The sequence below is a fragment of the Streptomyces sp. P9-A2 genome (assembly GCF_036634175.1).
Taxonomy (GTDB): domain Bacteria; phylum Actinomycetota; class Actinomycetes; order Streptomycetales; family Streptomycetaceae; genus Streptomyces; species Streptomyces pratens.
On record NZ_JAZIFX010000001.1, the window covers coordinates 1085022 to 1099974 of the forward strand.

Below are 14953 nucleotides of genomic sequence, written 5' to 3' on the forward strand. Positions count from 1 at the left end.
TGAGCGGGAACCGACGGCATCACCGCTGACAGCGCAGTGACCTCTGAGAGGATCGGCGCATGGCCGACTCCTCTCTGCGTATCAACACCCTCATCGTCGATGCCACTGACCCCGAGCGGCTCGCCGCGTTCTGGTCCGAGCTGCTCGGCCGCCCGGTCGTGGGCCGCACGGGGCCCTACGTGTGGATGCGACGCGAGAACGGTGTGGGTCTGGGTTTCCAGCGGGCCAGCGAGCCCAAGTCGGGCAAGAACCGCATGCACTTCGACATCACCTCACCCGACCCGGCCGCGGAGCAACAGCGGGTCGAGGCGCTCGGCGGGCGTCGGCTGAAGGAGTACGCGGACGGCGGTTTCCTGGTGATGGCCGACCCGGAGGGCAATGAGTTCTGCATCGTCCCCGAGGGTCCCTTCGAGCTCGACGACGAGGGGCGGACGGACTATCTCGTCCCCTCCACGCCGCCCTCCGGGCCCGAGGCGGCCTCGGCTCCTTGACCGTCGGCCACCGGATCAACGCCAGGAATCCGGTCCGGTGTCTTCGGATTGGCCTTGGCCTGCGGTTCCGCCCAAGCCCTACCGTCGGGGGATGCGCATTCGAATCGTCGACGCCTTCACCGACCGGCCCTTCGCCGGCAACCCCGCCGGAGTTCTGCTCCTGGACACGGACGCCTTCCCGGACGACGGCTGGCTCCAGGACGTCGCCCTGGAGGTCAACCACGCCGAGACCGCCTTCGCGCACCCGCTGCCCGGGAACGGGGACGCCGACTGGGCGCTGCGCTGGTTCACCCCCGCCGCCGAGGTCGCCATGTGCGGCCACGCGACCCTCGCCACCGCACACGTCCTGCACACCACGGGCTCCCACAAGGGCCCTGTCCGGTTCGCCACCCGCAGTGGCGTCCTCGTCGCAGCGCCGGCCGAGGACGGCTCCGTGACCCTGGACTTCCCCACGGCCCCGCTCACCCCGCTCCCCCTTCCCGAGGGGTTCGCCGAAACGCTGGGGGCCGAGCCGCTCGCGGCCTTCGACACCGGTCCGAACGTCGGCGACCTGCTGGTCGAGGTCTCCGACGAGCGGACGGTCCGTGCCCTGCGGCCCGACCTCAAGGCCCTCGGTGCCCATTCCCGGCGCGGCGTCATCGCCACCGCCCGCGCACAGGATCCGTCCCGGGGCTACGACTTCGTCTCCCGCTGTTTCTTTCCGAATGTCGGCATCGACGAGGACCCCGTGACCGGCAGCGCCCACACCGCGCTGGCCCCCTACTGGTCCGAGCGCCTGGGCCGCACCGCCCTCACCGGTCTCCAGGCCTCACCCCGCTCGGGCCGCGTCCGTACGGAACTGCGCGGCGAGCGCACCCTGCTGGGTGGACGGGCGGTGACCGTCATCGAAGGTGAGCTGCTGAGTGCCGCACTGCCGAGCGGCGGGGCCCTGAGCCGCGACTGACCGAGGGGCTGAGCCTGCTCCTGGGACGGACGAAGGGGGCGTACGGTGCCATCGCGCGCCCCCTTCCCGAATCGGTTCACGCCGTGGGCAGCCAGTCCACCTTGCCCGCGAGCAGCGCGTACCCCACGAACGCCCCGACGTCGAGCAGCGTATGCGCGACCACCAGGGGCCCCACCCGCCCCCAGCGGCGGTAGAGGTGGACGAAGACCACGCCCATGACCATGTTGCCGATGAACCCGCCGATGCCCTGGTAGAGGTGGTACGAGCCGCGCAGTACCGAACTGGTCGCCATCGCGGCACCCGGCGACCATCCCAACTGCTCCAGCCGGCGCAGCAGGTAGGCGAGGACGATGACCTCTTCGAGGATCGAGTTCTGCGTCGCCGAGAGGATCAGTACCGGGAACTTCCACCACACCTCGGGCAGCGCCTCGGGCACCACGGTGAGGTTGAAGTCCAGGCCGCGCATGGCCAGGTAGAAGGCGATGCCGCTGCTGCCGATGGCCGCCGCGACCGCCGCTCCGCGGCCGAGGTCGGACCAGGGCCGGGTCCGGTCGAAGCCGAGGGTGCGCAGCCCCACACCCTCGCGGATCAGGAAGTGGGCGACGAGCGCGACGGGTACCAGCGCGCTGGTGATCCCGAAGAGCTGCCAGGCCAGGTCGAGCCAGGGACGGCCCGGTGCCGCCGAGCCGTTGAGGGTGGCCGCCTGATCCTTCAGGCCGCCCGGCCGGGTGACCGAGCCGACGAAGCTGATCAGCGCGGACACCGCGCTCGCGCCGAGCGACACCGCCAGCACGAGCAGCGTCTCGTCGCGGAGCGTCTTTCGTGTGAACCGCCGCCGAGGATACACATCGGCCTCCGGGCCCGCCTCCGCCTGCACACCTGCCTCCAGATCACCGATCCGTCCGATCGGTTCAGTATGAAGGCACCGGCCGGGCACCCGGCGGGCGGTCCGTGCCGGCGGCTCCGCTCCCTCCCGCGGCCGACCGTGCCGTCGGCGGCCCCCGGGCGGCCGGCCCTCCGGCTGCCCGGGGCCGCCCGCTCGCCCGGAGGGTCAGCCCGTCGTGGGTACCGGCTCCGGCAGCCCGACGGGCCAGGCGTGCACCGGATCGCCCCGCAGCATCAGCTCACGGTAGCGCCGGGTGGTGGCTGCCAGTGCGGCCTCCCGGGACAGGCCTCCGTCCAGCGCCCGGTGGAAGGTCGCGGCCTGCCAGCTCGCGCCGTTCTGCCGGCGTCGGCAGCGCTCCTCGATCACGCCGAGGTACAGGTCCCGGTCCGCGGGTTCGATGCCCCACGCGTCCAGTCCCGCCTCGGCCAGCGGCAGCAGTTCGTCGCGTACGAGGGTGATCGCGTCCACCTCGGCCGTCCCCCCGTAGCGCCCACGCCGGGGCCAGGTGAAGCGGGCGTCGATGCCGTGCCTGCAGGCGGCGTCGAAGTTGGCGGCGGCGGCCTCGAAGGGCAGCCTGGTCCACACGGGGCGGCTGTCCTCCGCGAGGGCACGGACAAGGCCGTAGTAGAACGCCGCGTTGGCGACCACGTCGACGACGGTGGGCCCGGCGGGCAGAACCCGGTTCTCCACCCGTAGGTGGGGTACGCCGTCGGCGACGTCGTAGACCGGGCGGTTCCAGCGGTAGACCGTGCCGTTGTGCAGGACGAGTTCCGCGAGCGAGGGGGTGCCGCCCCGGTCCAGCACGTCGAGCGGGTCCTCGTCGTCGCAGATCGGCAGGAGTGCGGGGTAGTAGCGCAGATTCTCCTCGAAGAGGTCGAACGCCGAGCCGACCCAGCGCTCGCCGAACCAGGTGCGCGGCCGCACTCCCTGCGCCTGGAGCTCGGGCGGACGGGTATCGGTGGACTGCTGGAACAGGGGCGGCCTGGACTCGCGCCACAGTTCACGGCCGAACAGGAAGGGAGAGTTGGCGCCGACGGCGATCTGAGCGGCGGCGACCGCCTGGGCCGCGTTCCACACGTCGGCGAAGCGGGCCGGGGTGACCTGGAGATGCAGTTGCACCGAGGTGCAGGCAGCCTCCGGCGCGATGGACTTGGAGGTACAACTGAGGCGTTCCACACCCTCGATGTCGAGACTGAAGTCCTCCCCGCGAGCGGCCACGATCTGCTCGTTGAGCAGGGTGTAGCGGTCGACGGCAGAGAGATTCGAGGAGACCAGGTCGTCGCGGTCCAGCGTCGGCAGAATCCCGATCATCAAGATTCCGGCGTCCACCTCGGCGGCTTTCCGGTCCGCGTACGCAAGGGAGGTGCGCAGTTCCTCGGCGAGCCGGTCGAATACCCGGCCGTCCAAACGGTGTGGAGCTATGTTGACTTCCAGGTTGAACATGGCGAGTTCTGTTTGGAAGTCGCGGCTCGCAATCCGCTCGAGGACTTGCCCATTCAACATTTTGGGCATCCCGTCGGCGCCCGTGAGATTCAATTCGATCTCCAGCCCCATGAGGTTCCTGGGCCGGTCGAACCGCTTCTCCGCCAGAAGTCGCTCCAAACCCGTCAGACACCTGCGGAGCTTGTCGCGGTAGCGCTGGCGATCGGACAGTTCGAACCCGCCTGCCACGACCTTCTCCCCCATCGAAGCCTCCCTCCTCCTCGAATGGGCGGCCCGACGATCGGCCGCCGGGTCCCGGTCCACAGTGGAGGATGCCCAGCGGATGCGATCAATAACGCCCCGGAGCGACCTGTTGCCCGCTACGCTGAACGAAGGTGACCAGTGGCACATTCACGCGGCATGGCCGGCGCGTGGGCGACAACGCACGTTACAAGGCGACGGCGAACTCGTGAAAAACGCCGACGAAAATAGGCCTACCACTGTGCGGCCATTTATCGAGGTCATCGCCATATACGTGACTGGGAATCGGGATGATTCCCCCGTTTCGCCGTCCGGAAGTACCCTTGTTCCGCAGGCCGAAAACGGCTAGCCGAAACACACTCCGAACACGCGTCGTATAAACTCCGTGGACAAGGCAGAAGGTTGGCGCCCACGGTCGAGTGATCCAGCCGACGAGGTGACGTGCGGCATTCCTCACCCCCACCTCTCGTACTCAGACCCCCTGGCCCCTGCCTCCTGACCTTCGTGAGCTGACAGCGTCGTCCGCCCCGCCTTCGCGTCATTGTGCCTTCGAATGAGAGGCGACCCACCATGCCCCTGCATGTCCCCCCGGCTCCCGCGCCCGCGCTGCGTTCCGTCCTGACCGCGCTTTCCTCTCCCACCGCGGTCAGTGAGGCCCGAACCCCCTCCCTCCTCGGTGCCGAGGGAACTGCTTCGCCCGAACTGCCGCTGCCCGTACACGTCCTGGACCGGGTCACCGCCGAGGGCGTGTCCGCGACGCGACTGGCCGGCTGGCGCTTCCTGATCCGCTGCGGCGACCGGGCGGTGGCCGCAGCGGACACCGTACTCACCCCCGACGGCTGGGCCTTCTCCCGTTTCTTCGAGGGCCCTTACATCGCCTCCACCGAGCTGGCCCTGCGCCAGGCCGAGGCCCTGCCGCAGTCGTACCAGCCCCGCCTGCTGTCGGTCCCCGGCCTCTACATGCTGGCCCTCTGGCTGCACGGCGACCGCACCGCGGACGGCGCCACCGGCCACCCGGCAGCCACCGACCTGCTCGTCCCGCTCGCCCCGGCACCGCCCGGCATCGCGGCCCATCGCCCGCACCGGGCCGCCGAACTTCTCCCGGTGCTGACCCACCGGGTCATGCCGGACCGGCTGCTCGGCTCGCCCGCCTGACGCCCCGCACCCCGAGCCCCCCGCGAGCACCCTTTCCGCGCCCCTCTACCTCTCCCGCATCTCCCTCTTGCGTGTCCCGCCGCCGGACCGCCGGCGGCGGGACACGCCCTCACCGGCACCACCAGGAAGTCCGACGTGGCCCAGGACACCGGAGTGGCCAGGACCCCGGACCGGACTAGCCTCATTCGGCCATGCGGAACCACCCGAAGTGACAGGGCAGTTGAGCTGAACCGTCCACCAGGGTGACGCGTCATCAACCTGTGAGGTGCGGTGCCGCGAAATCCCTGCGGATTGCCGCCCGAGGGGCAACACTTGTTTCCGACCGGCCTGTCTCGACGGGCCCATCACAACGGGGGGCGGCCATGAACGAAGCTTCACGCCGCGGAACTGAAACGACAGCCAGCCCGCAGGTCACGCCAGAGCGAAAGATCCCATCCATGTGCCAGCACCAGTCACCCTGCTCCGCAGCCGATTCCGCCGACCGGGAGTCCGCCCGTCTGGTGGCGCACCACCCGGAGCAGGGTTGGAGCCTGCTGTGCAACGGTGTCGTGCTCTTCGAGGACACCGGTGAACTCCTGCCCGATGGCAGGTGCATCGCCCCGCAGCGTTCCCGGGGCACCATCCAGGCGATGACCACCGCCTAGCTTTGCCGGGCGGAGCAGAGCCCGCCCGCGGAACACCAGGAGCCGGGCCGCGGGACTCCCGCGAACCGGCCCCTATGCGCATCCAGGGTCTGCCACACACCGGACGCGTGTGCGTCACCCCTTGGTCGCGCCCGCGGTCGGGCCGCCGACGAGCCGGCGCTCGGCGACCGAGTGGAAGGCGAGCGCGGGAACCATCGCCAGGACGAGGTACGCGAAGACACGCGCGGTGTCCGCGGATACCGGCCCTGGAACTGCTGGACGCCCAGGGGGATGGTCCATCAGGTGTCGTCGGGGAACATCGGCAGCGGCAGCGGCAGGAAGAAGTTGTTCCAGTCGGTGACCACGGCGAGCACCGAGACGGTACCCAGCGCGGGCCGTGCCATCGGCAGCAGCGCCAGGACGCCGAACAGCACCAGCGCGGGCACCTGGAAGCCGACCGCGATGAATCTGCCTCCGACCCGCACCGCACGCACCGGCGCAGCCGTCGACCGGGTCCGGCCCGAACCCTTCCGCCACTCTCCAGAAGGCGGCGCCCCACCGGCTGGCCGGTCCGGTACCCTCCCGCCGCCACCATCGGCACCCCGGACCACGACCCTCCCTGAAGTCCGGTTCGAAGCGGCCGGTCGGTGCGCGGCGACGGCCCCGAACGCGCCGAGCGGCACCGCTTCACTTCCGCCGAGGCATGCGAAACTTTCGGATCATCCGGCGAACCTCATGATCGAAGACGCGGGAGCAACTCATTCCCACCACCCCCGCGCCGTCCGGCTCCGCCTCCCGCCCTATCGTGATCGGCATGCAGTCCTACACGATCGGCCAGGCGGCGCGGCTGCTCGGCGTCAGCCCGGACACCGCCCGCCGTTGGGCGGACGCCGGCCGGGTCACCACCCACCGCGACGAAGGCGGACGGCGACTCATCGACGGGCGGGATCTGGCCGCGTTCTCGGTGGACCTCGCGAAGGCCGGCACGGCCGAGGAGGGCACTCCGTACACCTCGGCGCGCAACGCCTTTCCCGGCATCGTCACCGCGATCAAGCTCGGCGACGTGGCCGCCCAGGTCGAGATCCAGGCAGGCCCGCACCGATTGGTCTCGCTGCTGACCCGCGAGGCCGTCGAGGAGCTCGGGCTGGAGGTCGGCATGGAGGCCACGGCCCGGGTGAAGTCGACAAACGTCCATATCGACCGCGTCTGACGCCCGGAAACGGCCCTGCTCAGGCCCTGGGCGCCCCGCAAGGCGGGTGGGGGGGTACGACGAAGGGCTCCGCCCCGGCCATGTGTCCGGGGCGGAGCCCTTCCGCTCCCCTGTACCTGTACCTGTGCAGGTACAGGGCGTTACTCCTCGGTCGCCGGTCCCGGCCTCGTAGGGGCGCCCGCCGCGTCAGTCCTCGTACGCCTCCAGCGGGGGGCAGGAGCACACCAGGTTGCGGTCACCGAAGGCCTGGTCGACGCGGCGCACCGGCGGCCAGTACTTGTCGGCGGCGCTCACGCCGGTCGGGAAGACGGCTTCCTGACGGCTGTACGCGTGCTCCCACTCCCCACCGAGCGCGGCGGCGGTGTGTGGGGCGTTGCGCAGAGGGTTGTCCTCCGCGGGCCACTCACCGGAGCCGACCTTCTCGATCTCCGCGCGAATCGCGATCATCGTCTCGCAGAACCGGTCGAGTTCAGCCAGGTCCTCGGACTCGGTCGGCTCGATCATCAGCGTCCCGGCCACCGGGAACGACATCGTGGGCGCGTGGAAGCCGTAATCGATCAGCCGCTTGGCCACGTCGTCCACACTCACACCGGTCGCCTTGGTCAAGGGGCGCAGGTCGATGATGCACTCGTGCGCGACCAGCCCGCCGGGACCGGTGTACAGCACCGGGTAGTGCGGTTCGAGGCGCTTGGCGATGTAGTTGGCGCTGAGTACCGCCACCTGAGTGGCCCGCTTGAGCCCTTCGCCGCCCATCAGCCGGACGTACGCCCACGAGATGGGCAGGATCCCCGCCGAGCCCCACGGAGCCGCCGAGATGGGCCCGATCCCGGTCTCCGGCCCGGCCTCGGGCTGCAGCGGGTGGTTCGGCAGGTACGGCGCCAGGTGCGCCCGCACGCCGACCGGGCCGACACCCGGACCGCCGCCCCCGTGCGGGATGCAGAAGGTCTTGTGCAGGTTCAGGTGCGAGACGTCCCCGCCGAAGTGTCCGGGCTTGGCCAGCCCGACCAGCGCGTTGAGGTTCGCGCCGTCCACGTAGACCTGGCCGCCGGCCTCGTGCACGGCCGCGCAGATGTCGGCGACGTGCTCCTCGAACACACCGTGCGTCGAGGGGTACGTGATCATCAGCACCGACAGCTCTTCGCGGTACCGCTCGATCTTCGCGCGCAGGTCGTCTATGTCGACCTCGCCGTCCTCGGCGGTCTTCACGACGACGACCTTCATGCCGGCCATGACGGCGCTGGCGGCGTTGGTGCCGTGCGCGGAGGACGGGATGAGGCAGACGGTGCGCTGCTCGTCGCCGTTGGCCCGGTGGTAGCCGCGGACGGCGAGCAGTCCGGCCAGTTCGCCCTGGGAGCCCGCGTTGGGCTGGAGGCTCACCTTGTCGTAGCCGGTGACCTCCGCGAGCCGGTCCTCCAGTTCGTGGATGAGCGCGAGGTAGCCCTGGGCCTGCCCGGCCGGCACGAAGGGATGCAGCTGCCCGAACTCGGGCCAGGTGATGGGCTCCATTTCCGCGGTCGCGTTGAGCTTCATGGTGCAGGAGCCCAGCGGGATCATGCCGCGGTCCAGCGCGTAGTCGCGGTCGGCGAGCCTGCGCAGGTAGCGCAGCATCGCGGTCTCGGAGCGGTGCTGGTGGAAGACGGGGTGCGTCAGGTACTCGTCGGTGCGCAGCAGGGCGTCCGGGAGGGCGTTCCGCGCGGCCGCGTCCAGGGATTCGACGTCTCCCCCGACACCGAAGGCGCTCCACACGGCGGTGAGCCGGTCGCGCGTGGTCGTCTCGTCGCAGGCGATCGAGACGTGGTCGGCGTCGACGAGGAGCAGGTTGACGCCGTTGTCCCGCGCGGTGGCGACGACCTCGGCGCCCCGCCCCGGGACCCGTACGGTCAGCGTGTCGAAGTAGGAACCGTGGACGATCTCCACGCCCCCGGCCCGGAGCCCTTCGGCGAGGACGGTCGCGTAGCGGTGGGTGCGCCACGCGATGGTCCTCAGCCCTTCGGGGCCGTGGTACACGGCGTACATACCCGCCATGACGGCGAGCAGTACCTGGGCGGTACAGATATTGCTGGTGGCCTTCTCGCGGCGGATGTGCTGCTCGCGGGTCTGGAGCGCGAGCCGGTAGGCCTGGTGCCCGTCCGCGTCGACGGAGACGCCGACGAGCCGTCCGGGCAGGCTGCGCGCCATCTTCTCCTGTACGGCCATGTATCCGGCGTGCGGTCCGCCGAAGCCCATCGGCACGCCGAAGCGCTGCGTCGTGCCGACCGCGATGTCCGCGCCGAGTTCGCCGGGGGACGTCAGCAGCGTGAGGGCGAGCAGATCGGCGGCGACGGTGACCAGCGCACCCAGTTCGTGCGCCCGGTCGATCACCGGCTTGATGTCGCGTACGGCACCGGAGGCACCCGGGTACTGGATCAGCACGCCGTTGATCTCACGCTCGGCGACCTCGGCGGGGATGCCCTCGCTCAGGTCGGCGACGACGACCTCGACGCCGGCCGGCTCGGCCCGGGTCCGGATGACGGCGACGGTCTGCGGCAGCGCGTCCGCGTCGACCAGGAACATGCCCTTCTTGTTCTTGCCCATACGCCGCGACAGCGCCATCGCCTCGGCGGCCGCGGTGCCCTCGTCGAGCAGGGAGGCACCGGAGGTCGGGAGGCCGGTGAGCTCGGCGACCATGGTCTGGAAGTTCAGCAGCGCCTCGAGCCGCCCCTGCGAGATCTCGGGCTGGTACGGCGTGTAGGCCGTGTACCAGGCGGGGTTCTCCATGACGTTGCGCAGGATGACGGGCGGCGTGAAGGTGCCGTAGTACCCCAGCCCGATCATGGAGCCGAGCACCTCGTTGCGGTCGGCCAGCGACTGCAGCTCGGCCAGCACCTCGGGCTCGGTCCGGGCACCCGGCAGGTCCAGCGCGTCGGCGTTCTTGATCACATCCGGGACGGCGGCGGCCGTCAGCTCATCGAGCGAGCCGTAGCCGACCTGCGCGAGCATCTTGGCCCGGGCCTCGTGGTCGGGGCCGATGTGACGCTGCTCGAAGGGCGTTCCCTGTTCGAGCTCGGAGAGGGGAATGCGATGGGCGGTCATGTGCGGAGGCCTCCTGGTCCGACGACCTTCGAGGGGCACCATGGCGGGTGCCCGGACGGCCTCCCCCTCTGTCATCTCAACCTGAGAGCTTCACCGGCCGCCCGGGGCGGCCGGCTTTCACCGTCGGTGAGAGCGGGAGCCGTCGACACCCGCTCTGCTTTCCAGAGTGACCTCGTCCATGCGGTACGTGGGCCTGAGAGATTCCGGGGAGGATTTGCTCCTTCGGCGCCCTCCGATGGTGCAGAGAGGGCTCTCCCGCACGGGGTCAGCAGCCGCTGCCAGGGTACCAGCGAGGGCAAGACCCACACTTTCGAGTGGCCGCCCCGCCGATTGTGCCGTTTTGTAGTGCTGACGAATCCTTGCGACCAGTGGAGGGCCCGTGCAGACCGACATCGATCCGCGCAACCTGATCGGCCGCAAGGCGTTCGACCGCAATGGCAACCGGATCGGCACGATCGACGAGGTCTATCTCGACGACGCCACCGGCGTGCCGGAGTGGGCGGCGATACGCACCGGCCTGTTCAGCAGGGATGCCTTCGTCCCCCTGGAGCCGAGCGAGCTGATCGACGGCGGCCTCCACATCCCCTTCGAACGCGCCCTGATCAAGGACGCTCCCGACTTCGGGGTGGGCCGCCATCTCTCCCCGGAGCAGGAACTCCAGCTCTACCACCACTACGGCTTGGACACAGCCGCCCCTCTCCCGCTCCCGGACCACGACTTCGGCAGGCTCGCCGGCAGGGACGACTCCGCCTGACGACATCACCCGTGGCGCACTCGAGCCATCGCGCCGGCAGTCGTCGGACCAGGAGGCCTCCGCACATGACCGCCCATCGCATTCCCCTCTCCGAGCTCGAACAGGGAACGCCCTTCGAGCAGCGTCACATCGGCCCCGACCACAAGGCCCGGGCTCTGCCCGTCCGTCCCCGAGACCTGCCTCCGGACTCACCCGGGGCAGCACCTCATTCGCCCGAAGCCCTCAGGCCCGCACCACCGGCCACCGCCCCCGCACCGGCCCTCGAACCCCGGCCGTCCTGGGTGCTCCGGCCGTCGCCGTCGGCCTGGATGCCCTCCCCGCCCTGACCGCTACCGTCGTCCCGACCGTTCTCACCGCTCGGGCCGTCCGCGCTCCCCCTGCCACCCCCAGGCCTTCGCTCCACCAACGGCAGCGGATCCGCGGGCTGCAGGGCCCGGTCGTCGGTCCGGAAGGTCCTCACCCGCCCCGGTGCCGATCCGGGCGTCTCGAATCGCACGGTGACCCGCCCGAGGCCGCTGCCCTGGACCCATCCGTGGCCGTACTCGCTGTGCCTTACATCGTGCCCGGCCGGCCAGCGCCGCTCGGCGCCCGGTTGTTGCCGTTCCTCCGCGGGCACTGCCGCCTCCGCCGCTTCCGCGCCCAGCAGTTCCCTGTCCCGCTCCTCCGCCGCCTGCGCGAACAGATCCTCCTGCGTGTAGTCGGCGAGCCCGCTGACCCCCACACCCAGCAGCCGCACGCCGCCCGTCGTGTCGACCGAGTCCAGCAGCCGCGTCGCCGCCTCACGCACCACCACCGGATCGTCCGTGGGACCTCGCAGGGTCTCGGAGCGGGTGAGTGTCGAGAAGTCGTACCGCCGCACCTTCAGCACGATGGTCCGTCCCGACAGCCCCGCCGCTCTCAGCCGGCGCACGCAGCGGTCGGCGAGGCGCTGTACCTCCACCCCGACCCGCACCCGGTCGTGGATGTCCACGTCGTAGGTGTCCTCGACCGACACCGACTTCGTCTCCCGCTCGGCCACCACGGACCGCTCGTCCCTCGCCAGGGACATGGCGTGCAGGGCGTGTCCGTGTGCTTTGCCGAGCAGACGTACCAGCTCGTCCTCCCCTGCCTCGGCGAGGTCCCCGACCGTGTGGATGCCTGCCCGCCGCAGGTGGTCGCCGGTGGCCGGCCCGACACCCGGCAGTGTCCGGACCGACAGGGGCGCCAGCAGGGCCCGCTCGGTCCCCGGCTCGATCAGCACCAGCCCGTCCGGCTTGGCCTGCTCCGAGGCGATCTTCGCCAGCATCTTGGAGGCAGCCAGCCCCACCGATCCGGTGAGCCCCGTGACCGCCCGTATGTCCGCGCGCAGCTTCGCGCCGGCCAGCCGGGCGGACCGCTCGTCCCGGGCCACCCCTCCGGCCTCCAGATCCACGAACGCCTCGTCCAGGCTCAACGGCTCCACCAGTGGCGACAGCGCCCGCAGCAGCTCCATCACCTGGTCGCTGATCGACCGGTACAGCGCGAAGCGGGGCACGAGATACGCCGCGTTCGGCGCGAGCCGCCGCGCCTGCGTCATGGGCAGCGCTGAACGGACACCGAAGACCCGGGCCTCGTACGAGGCGGTGGCGACCACACCGCGCGGCCCGAGCCCGCCCACGACCACGGCCTTCCCGCGCAGGCTCGGCTTGGACGCCTGCTCCACCGAGGCGAAGAAGGCATCCATGTCGAGATGCAGGACTGTCGGCGCGGATCTCACATCTCCGATGCTGCCCTACGCCACTGACAATGCCCCGTCGTGGGTGCCGCCGACCGCCCCGAGGGCCGCCCCGGCGGTACGGTCCCCATGGCCGGCGCAGAGCGCGGACAACCCAGACGGCACGGACCGCCCGTGTGGCGCAGCGGCTCAGACGGCGCGGTTGCGCCGCCTCGCCAGCTCATCCGCCGGGTTGGGGCCGATCAGTGTCTCCCCGGTGTCGATGCGTTCCCCGTGCAATTGCGACAGCGCGTTCTCGATGTCCCTCCACACCACGCCCACGGCGATCCCGAAGATCCCCTGGCCGCCCTGGAGCAGGGCATGGACCTCGTCCGGCGTGACGCACTCGTAGACCGTGGCGCCGTCGCTCATCAGCGTCATGCGCTCCAGATCGCGGAACCCCCCCTCCCGCAGGTGCTGGACGGTGGTACGGATGTTCTGCAGCGAGACACCGGTGTCCAGGAACCGCTTGACGATCTTCAGGACGACGACGTCCCGGAAGCTGTACAGCCGCTGGGTCCCCGAGCCATGGGCCGGTCGCACACTCGGCTCGACCAGTCCCGTGCGAGCCCAGTAGTCCAGTTGCCGGTAGGTGATACCGGCGGCCGCGCAGGCCGTCGGGCCGCGGTAGCCGATCTCCTCGGACACCATGGACGTCGCCGCCCCTCCGCCGCTCGGCACGGCCGCCGGTCGCTGCGGAGCAGGATCGGCCACACTGCCGTGATGGGCATACGCCCCGCTCGCGCGGAACTGAGAGCCTGGGGGAGGGTACAGACCGCTCACCCCGAGACCATGTCCGGGGGCACCCCCAGCCGTACCGTCGCCGGTGCTTCTCACGCCGACCTCCGTCCTTGACCTGCCTCCTCGACGGTAGGCAGTCACCAAGGGTGCGTCAACGATCGCCACACTCGGCACGCCGAGTGATAATCACCCTAAGAGTGGTTTCCCGTGCCCCACCGCGGGGAAAGGCTAGCCGAACGCCCCCGCGCGGGCCGTGCAAGGCCCTCACACACCGCGGTTACGAGCGGCATTCCGGCGGAACGGCCGCCGCCCCTCACTGGCTGCTGGAGCCGAAATCCTCCGGCGAGATCTGGTCGAGGAACTCGCGGAACTTCTCCACCTCGTCCTCCTGCTCGTCCGGGATGGCGATCCCGGCGTCGTCGAGCACCGTGTCGCTGCCGTAGATCGGCGTACCCGTGCGCAGCGCCAGCGCTATCGCGTCGGACGGCCGGGCGCTCACCTCGACACCGCTGGCGAAGACCAGCTCCGCGTAGAAGACACCCTCGCGCAGGTCTGTGATGCGCACTTCCGTGAGCTCCTGGCCGACGGCTTCCAGTACATCCTTGAAGAGGTCGTGGGTCAGCGGGCGCGCGGGAGCCATGCCCTGCTGGGCGAAGGCGATGGCCGTCGCCTCCCCCGGGCCGATCCAGATGGGGAGGTACCGGTCGCCTCCCACTTCACGCAGCAGCACGATCGGTTGGTTCGAGGGCATTTCGACCCGGACACCTACGACATCGAGCTCGTTCACACAGCAACCCTAGGCCGTGCCCGGGACGTTTGGGTAGTCGGGTCTGCATCGGACGGCCGATCCAGGCCCTCCTGGCCTCATGCCTGGCCTCATGGCAGCCGCACCCCGAGCGCCGCGCTCACCAGCGCGGCGTGCAACTTCACCGTGAGACCGGCGAGCTCCTTCGTACGCGCCTCCGCGTGCGCCCTGGTCTGCGGGTTGCGATGGCGTTTGAGCGGGGCGACGACCTGGTCGACCAGACCGGCCTCCCGGTCGGCGGCGGCCTTCATCGCCCTCAGATGCCGCGGCTCGATCCCGAACCGTCCCAGCTCGGTGATGAGGCCGGCGACGGTGACCGCCTCGGCGTCGTACACCTCGTCCTCAACCGGCGTGAGCAGCCCGTACGACTCCCACTCCGCGAGCCGCTGCTGGTCGACGCCGACCGCCGCCAGCAGCTGCGCCCTCCCGATCCGGGCCGCTGTCGCGGGCGGGTCGGCGAACGGCTCGGGGCCGGCTTCCCCGTCCCGCGGCCGGGACAGTGCCGGAAGCGGGACGGCCTCGCCGCGCTCCATCGCGTCCAAGTGCTCGCGGATCACCTTGAGCGGCAGATAGTGGTCCCGCTGCATCCTCAGGACATGGCCGAGACGCTCCACGTCCCCGGCGCTGAACTTGCGGTACCCCGAGGGGGTCCGCTGCGGCTCGATGAGCCCCTCCGACTCCAGGAAGCGGATCTTGGAGATGGTGACTTCGGGGAATTCCTCGCGCAGCACGTTCAGCACCGTGCCGATGCTCATCAGTCCAGTTTCCGCGGCGGCGGTACCGTGCCCGGTACCGCCGCTCGGTGTATGAAGCATGGACCTTCCCTGGGGTCAGGGTGCCCCGGACGGAGTCCGGGGG

The 14953-nt window shown here is 70.6% G+C and carries 13 protein-coding genes, 1 pseudogene and 1 riboswitch; of the genes and pseudogenes, 6 read left to right on the forward strand and 8 right to left on the reverse strand.

Annotated features, from left to right (window positions below; genetic code table 11):
• Positions 1-59: 59 nt before the first annotated feature.
• Both V4Y04_RS04880 and V4Y04_RS04885 read left to right on the forward strand, forming a co-directional pair.
• Positions 60-491, forward strand: coding sequence for a VOC family protein (locus V4Y04_RS04880; protein WP_332426068.1), 432 nt, complete (start codon positions 60-62; stop codon positions 489-491).
• Positions 492-582: 91 nt separating this feature from the next.
• A complete protein-coding gene (locus V4Y04_RS04885) occupies positions 583-1434 on the forward strand; it encodes a PhzF family phenazine biosynthesis protein (protein ID WP_332426069.1) in 852 nt (283 codons plus the stop codon).
• Positions 1435-1510: 76 nt separating this feature from the next.
• On the opposite strand, the gene V4Y04_RS04890 is transcribed toward V4Y04_RS04885, so the two are convergent.
• Entirely contained in the window at positions 1511-2311 is an 801-nt protein-coding gene (locus tag V4Y04_RS04890; protein ID WP_332426070.1) for a CPBP family intramembrane glutamic endopeptidase, read from the reverse strand.
• Positions 2312-2485: 174 nt separating this feature from the next.
• Positions 2486-4006 (reverse strand): glutamate--cysteine ligase, encoded by a 1521-nt coding sequence (locus V4Y04_RS04895; RefSeq protein WP_332426071.1) that lies wholly within the window; start codon positions 4004-4006, stop codon positions 2486-2488.
• Positions 4007-4573: 567 nt separating this feature from the next.
• Here V4Y04_RS04895 and V4Y04_RS04900 point away from each other — a divergent pair.
• Together V4Y04_RS04900 and V4Y04_RS04905 are read left to right on the forward strand one after the other, a co-directional pair.
• Positions 4574-5158: a hypothetical protein gene (locus tag V4Y04_RS04900; protein WP_332426072.1), complete on the forward strand. Its 585-nt coding sequence runs from the start codon at positions 4574-4576 to the stop codon at positions 5156-5158.
• Positions 5159-5595: 437 nt separating this feature from the next.
• A complete protein-coding gene (locus V4Y04_RS04905; protein ID WP_332426073.1) occupies positions 5596-5802 on the forward strand; it encodes a DUF5999 family protein in 207 nt (68 codons plus the stop codon).
• A 114-nt stretch (positions 5803-5916) separates the two neighbouring features.
• On the opposite strand, the pseudogene V4Y04_RS04910 reads toward V4Y04_RS04905, so the two are convergent.
• Positions 5917-6194, reverse strand: a pseudogene (locus tag V4Y04_RS04910) (carbohydrate ABC transporter permease); the annotation flags it as partial.
• A gap of 401 nt (positions 6195-6595) precedes the next feature.
• On the opposite strand from V4Y04_RS04910, the gene V4Y04_RS04915 reads away from it, so the two are divergent.
• On the forward strand, positions 6596-6991 hold the full coding sequence (locus V4Y04_RS04915; RefSeq protein WP_055596962.1) for a TOBE domain-containing protein: 396 nt from the start codon (positions 6596-6598) through the stop codon (positions 6989-6991).
• Positions 6992-7177: 186 nt separating this feature from the next.
• Here the strand turns inward: V4Y04_RS04915 and gcvP are convergent, their stop codons facing one another.
• Positions 7178-10063, reverse strand: coding sequence for an aminomethyl-transferring glycine dehydrogenase (gene gcvP, locus V4Y04_RS04920; protein WP_332426074.1), 2886 nt, complete (start codon positions 10061-10063; stop codon positions 7178-7180).
• A gap of 171 nt (positions 10064-10234) precedes the next feature.
• Positions 10235-10331: riboswitch (glycine riboswitch) on the reverse strand.
• A gap of 111 nt (positions 10332-10442) precedes the next feature.
• Between gcvP and V4Y04_RS04925 the strand changes: the two genes are divergently transcribed.
• Positions 10443-10817: a PRC-barrel domain-containing protein gene (locus V4Y04_RS04925; RefSeq protein ID WP_332426075.1), complete on the forward strand. Its 375-nt coding sequence runs from the start codon at positions 10443-10445 to the stop codon at positions 10815-10817.
• A 205-nt stretch (positions 10818-11022) separates the two neighbouring features.
• On the opposite strand, the gene V4Y04_RS04930 is transcribed toward V4Y04_RS04925, so the two are convergent.
• The 4 genes from V4Y04_RS04930 to ftsR all read right to left on the reverse strand — a co-directional run bounded on the left by V4Y04_RS04930 (position 11023) and on the right by ftsR (position 14910).
• Positions 11023-12552 (reverse strand): DNA polymerase IV, encoded by a 1530-nt coding sequence (locus V4Y04_RS04930; RefSeq protein WP_332426076.1) that lies wholly within the window; start codon positions 12550-12552, stop codon positions 11023-11025.
• 147 nt (positions 12553-12699) lie between these two features.
• Positions 12700-13386, reverse strand: coding sequence for a MerR family transcriptional regulator (locus V4Y04_RS04935; protein ID WP_332426077.1), 687 nt, complete (start codon positions 13384-13386; stop codon positions 12700-12702).
• Between the two features lie 217 nt (positions 13387-13603).
• A complete protein-coding gene (locus V4Y04_RS04940; protein WP_003988851.1) occupies positions 13604-14077 on the reverse strand; it encodes a bifunctional nuclease family protein in 474 nt (157 codons plus the stop codon).
• A gap of 89 nt (positions 14078-14166) precedes the next feature.
• Positions 14167-14910, reverse strand: coding sequence for a transcriptional regulator FtsR (gene ftsR / locus V4Y04_RS04945; protein ID WP_332426078.1), 744 nt, complete (start codon positions 14908-14910; stop codon positions 14167-14169).
• Between the last annotated feature and the right edge of the window lie 43 nt (positions 14911-14953).

What these genes read in the sequence shown, in the direction of transcription:
- V4Y04_RS04880 (WP_332426068.1), top strand. Translation starts at nt 60, where the DNA reads ATGGCCGACTCCTCTCTGCGTATCAACACCCTCATCGTCGATGCCACT.
- V4Y04_RS04885 (WP_332426069.1), top strand. Translation starts at nt 583, where the DNA reads ATGCGCATTCGAATCGTCGACGCCTTCACCGACCGGCCCTTCGCCGGC.
- V4Y04_RS04895 (WP_332426071.1), bottom strand. Translation starts at nt 4,006, where the DNA reads ATGGGGGAGAAGGTCGTGGCAGGCGGGTTCGAACTGTCCGATCGCCAG.
- V4Y04_RS04900 (WP_332426072.1), top strand. Translation starts at nt 4,574, where the DNA reads ATGCCCCTGCATGTCCCCCCGGCTCCCGCGCCCGCGCTGCGTTCCGTC.
- V4Y04_RS04905 (WP_332426073.1), top strand. Translation starts at nt 5,596, where the DNA reads ATGTGCCAGCACCAGTCACCCTGCTCCGCAGCCGATTCCGCCGACCGG.
- V4Y04_RS04915 (WP_055596962.1), top strand. Translation starts at nt 6,596, where the DNA reads ATGCAGTCCTACACGATCGGCCAGGCGGCGCGGCTGCTCGGCGTCAGC.
- gcvP (WP_332426074.1), bottom strand. Translation starts at nt 10,063, where the DNA reads ATGACCGCCCATCGCATTCCCCTCTCCGAGCTCGAACAGGGAACGCCC.
- ftsR (WP_332426078.1), bottom strand. Translation starts at nt 14,910, where the DNA reads ATGCTTCATACACCGAGCGGCGGTACCGGGCACGGTACCGCCGCCGCG.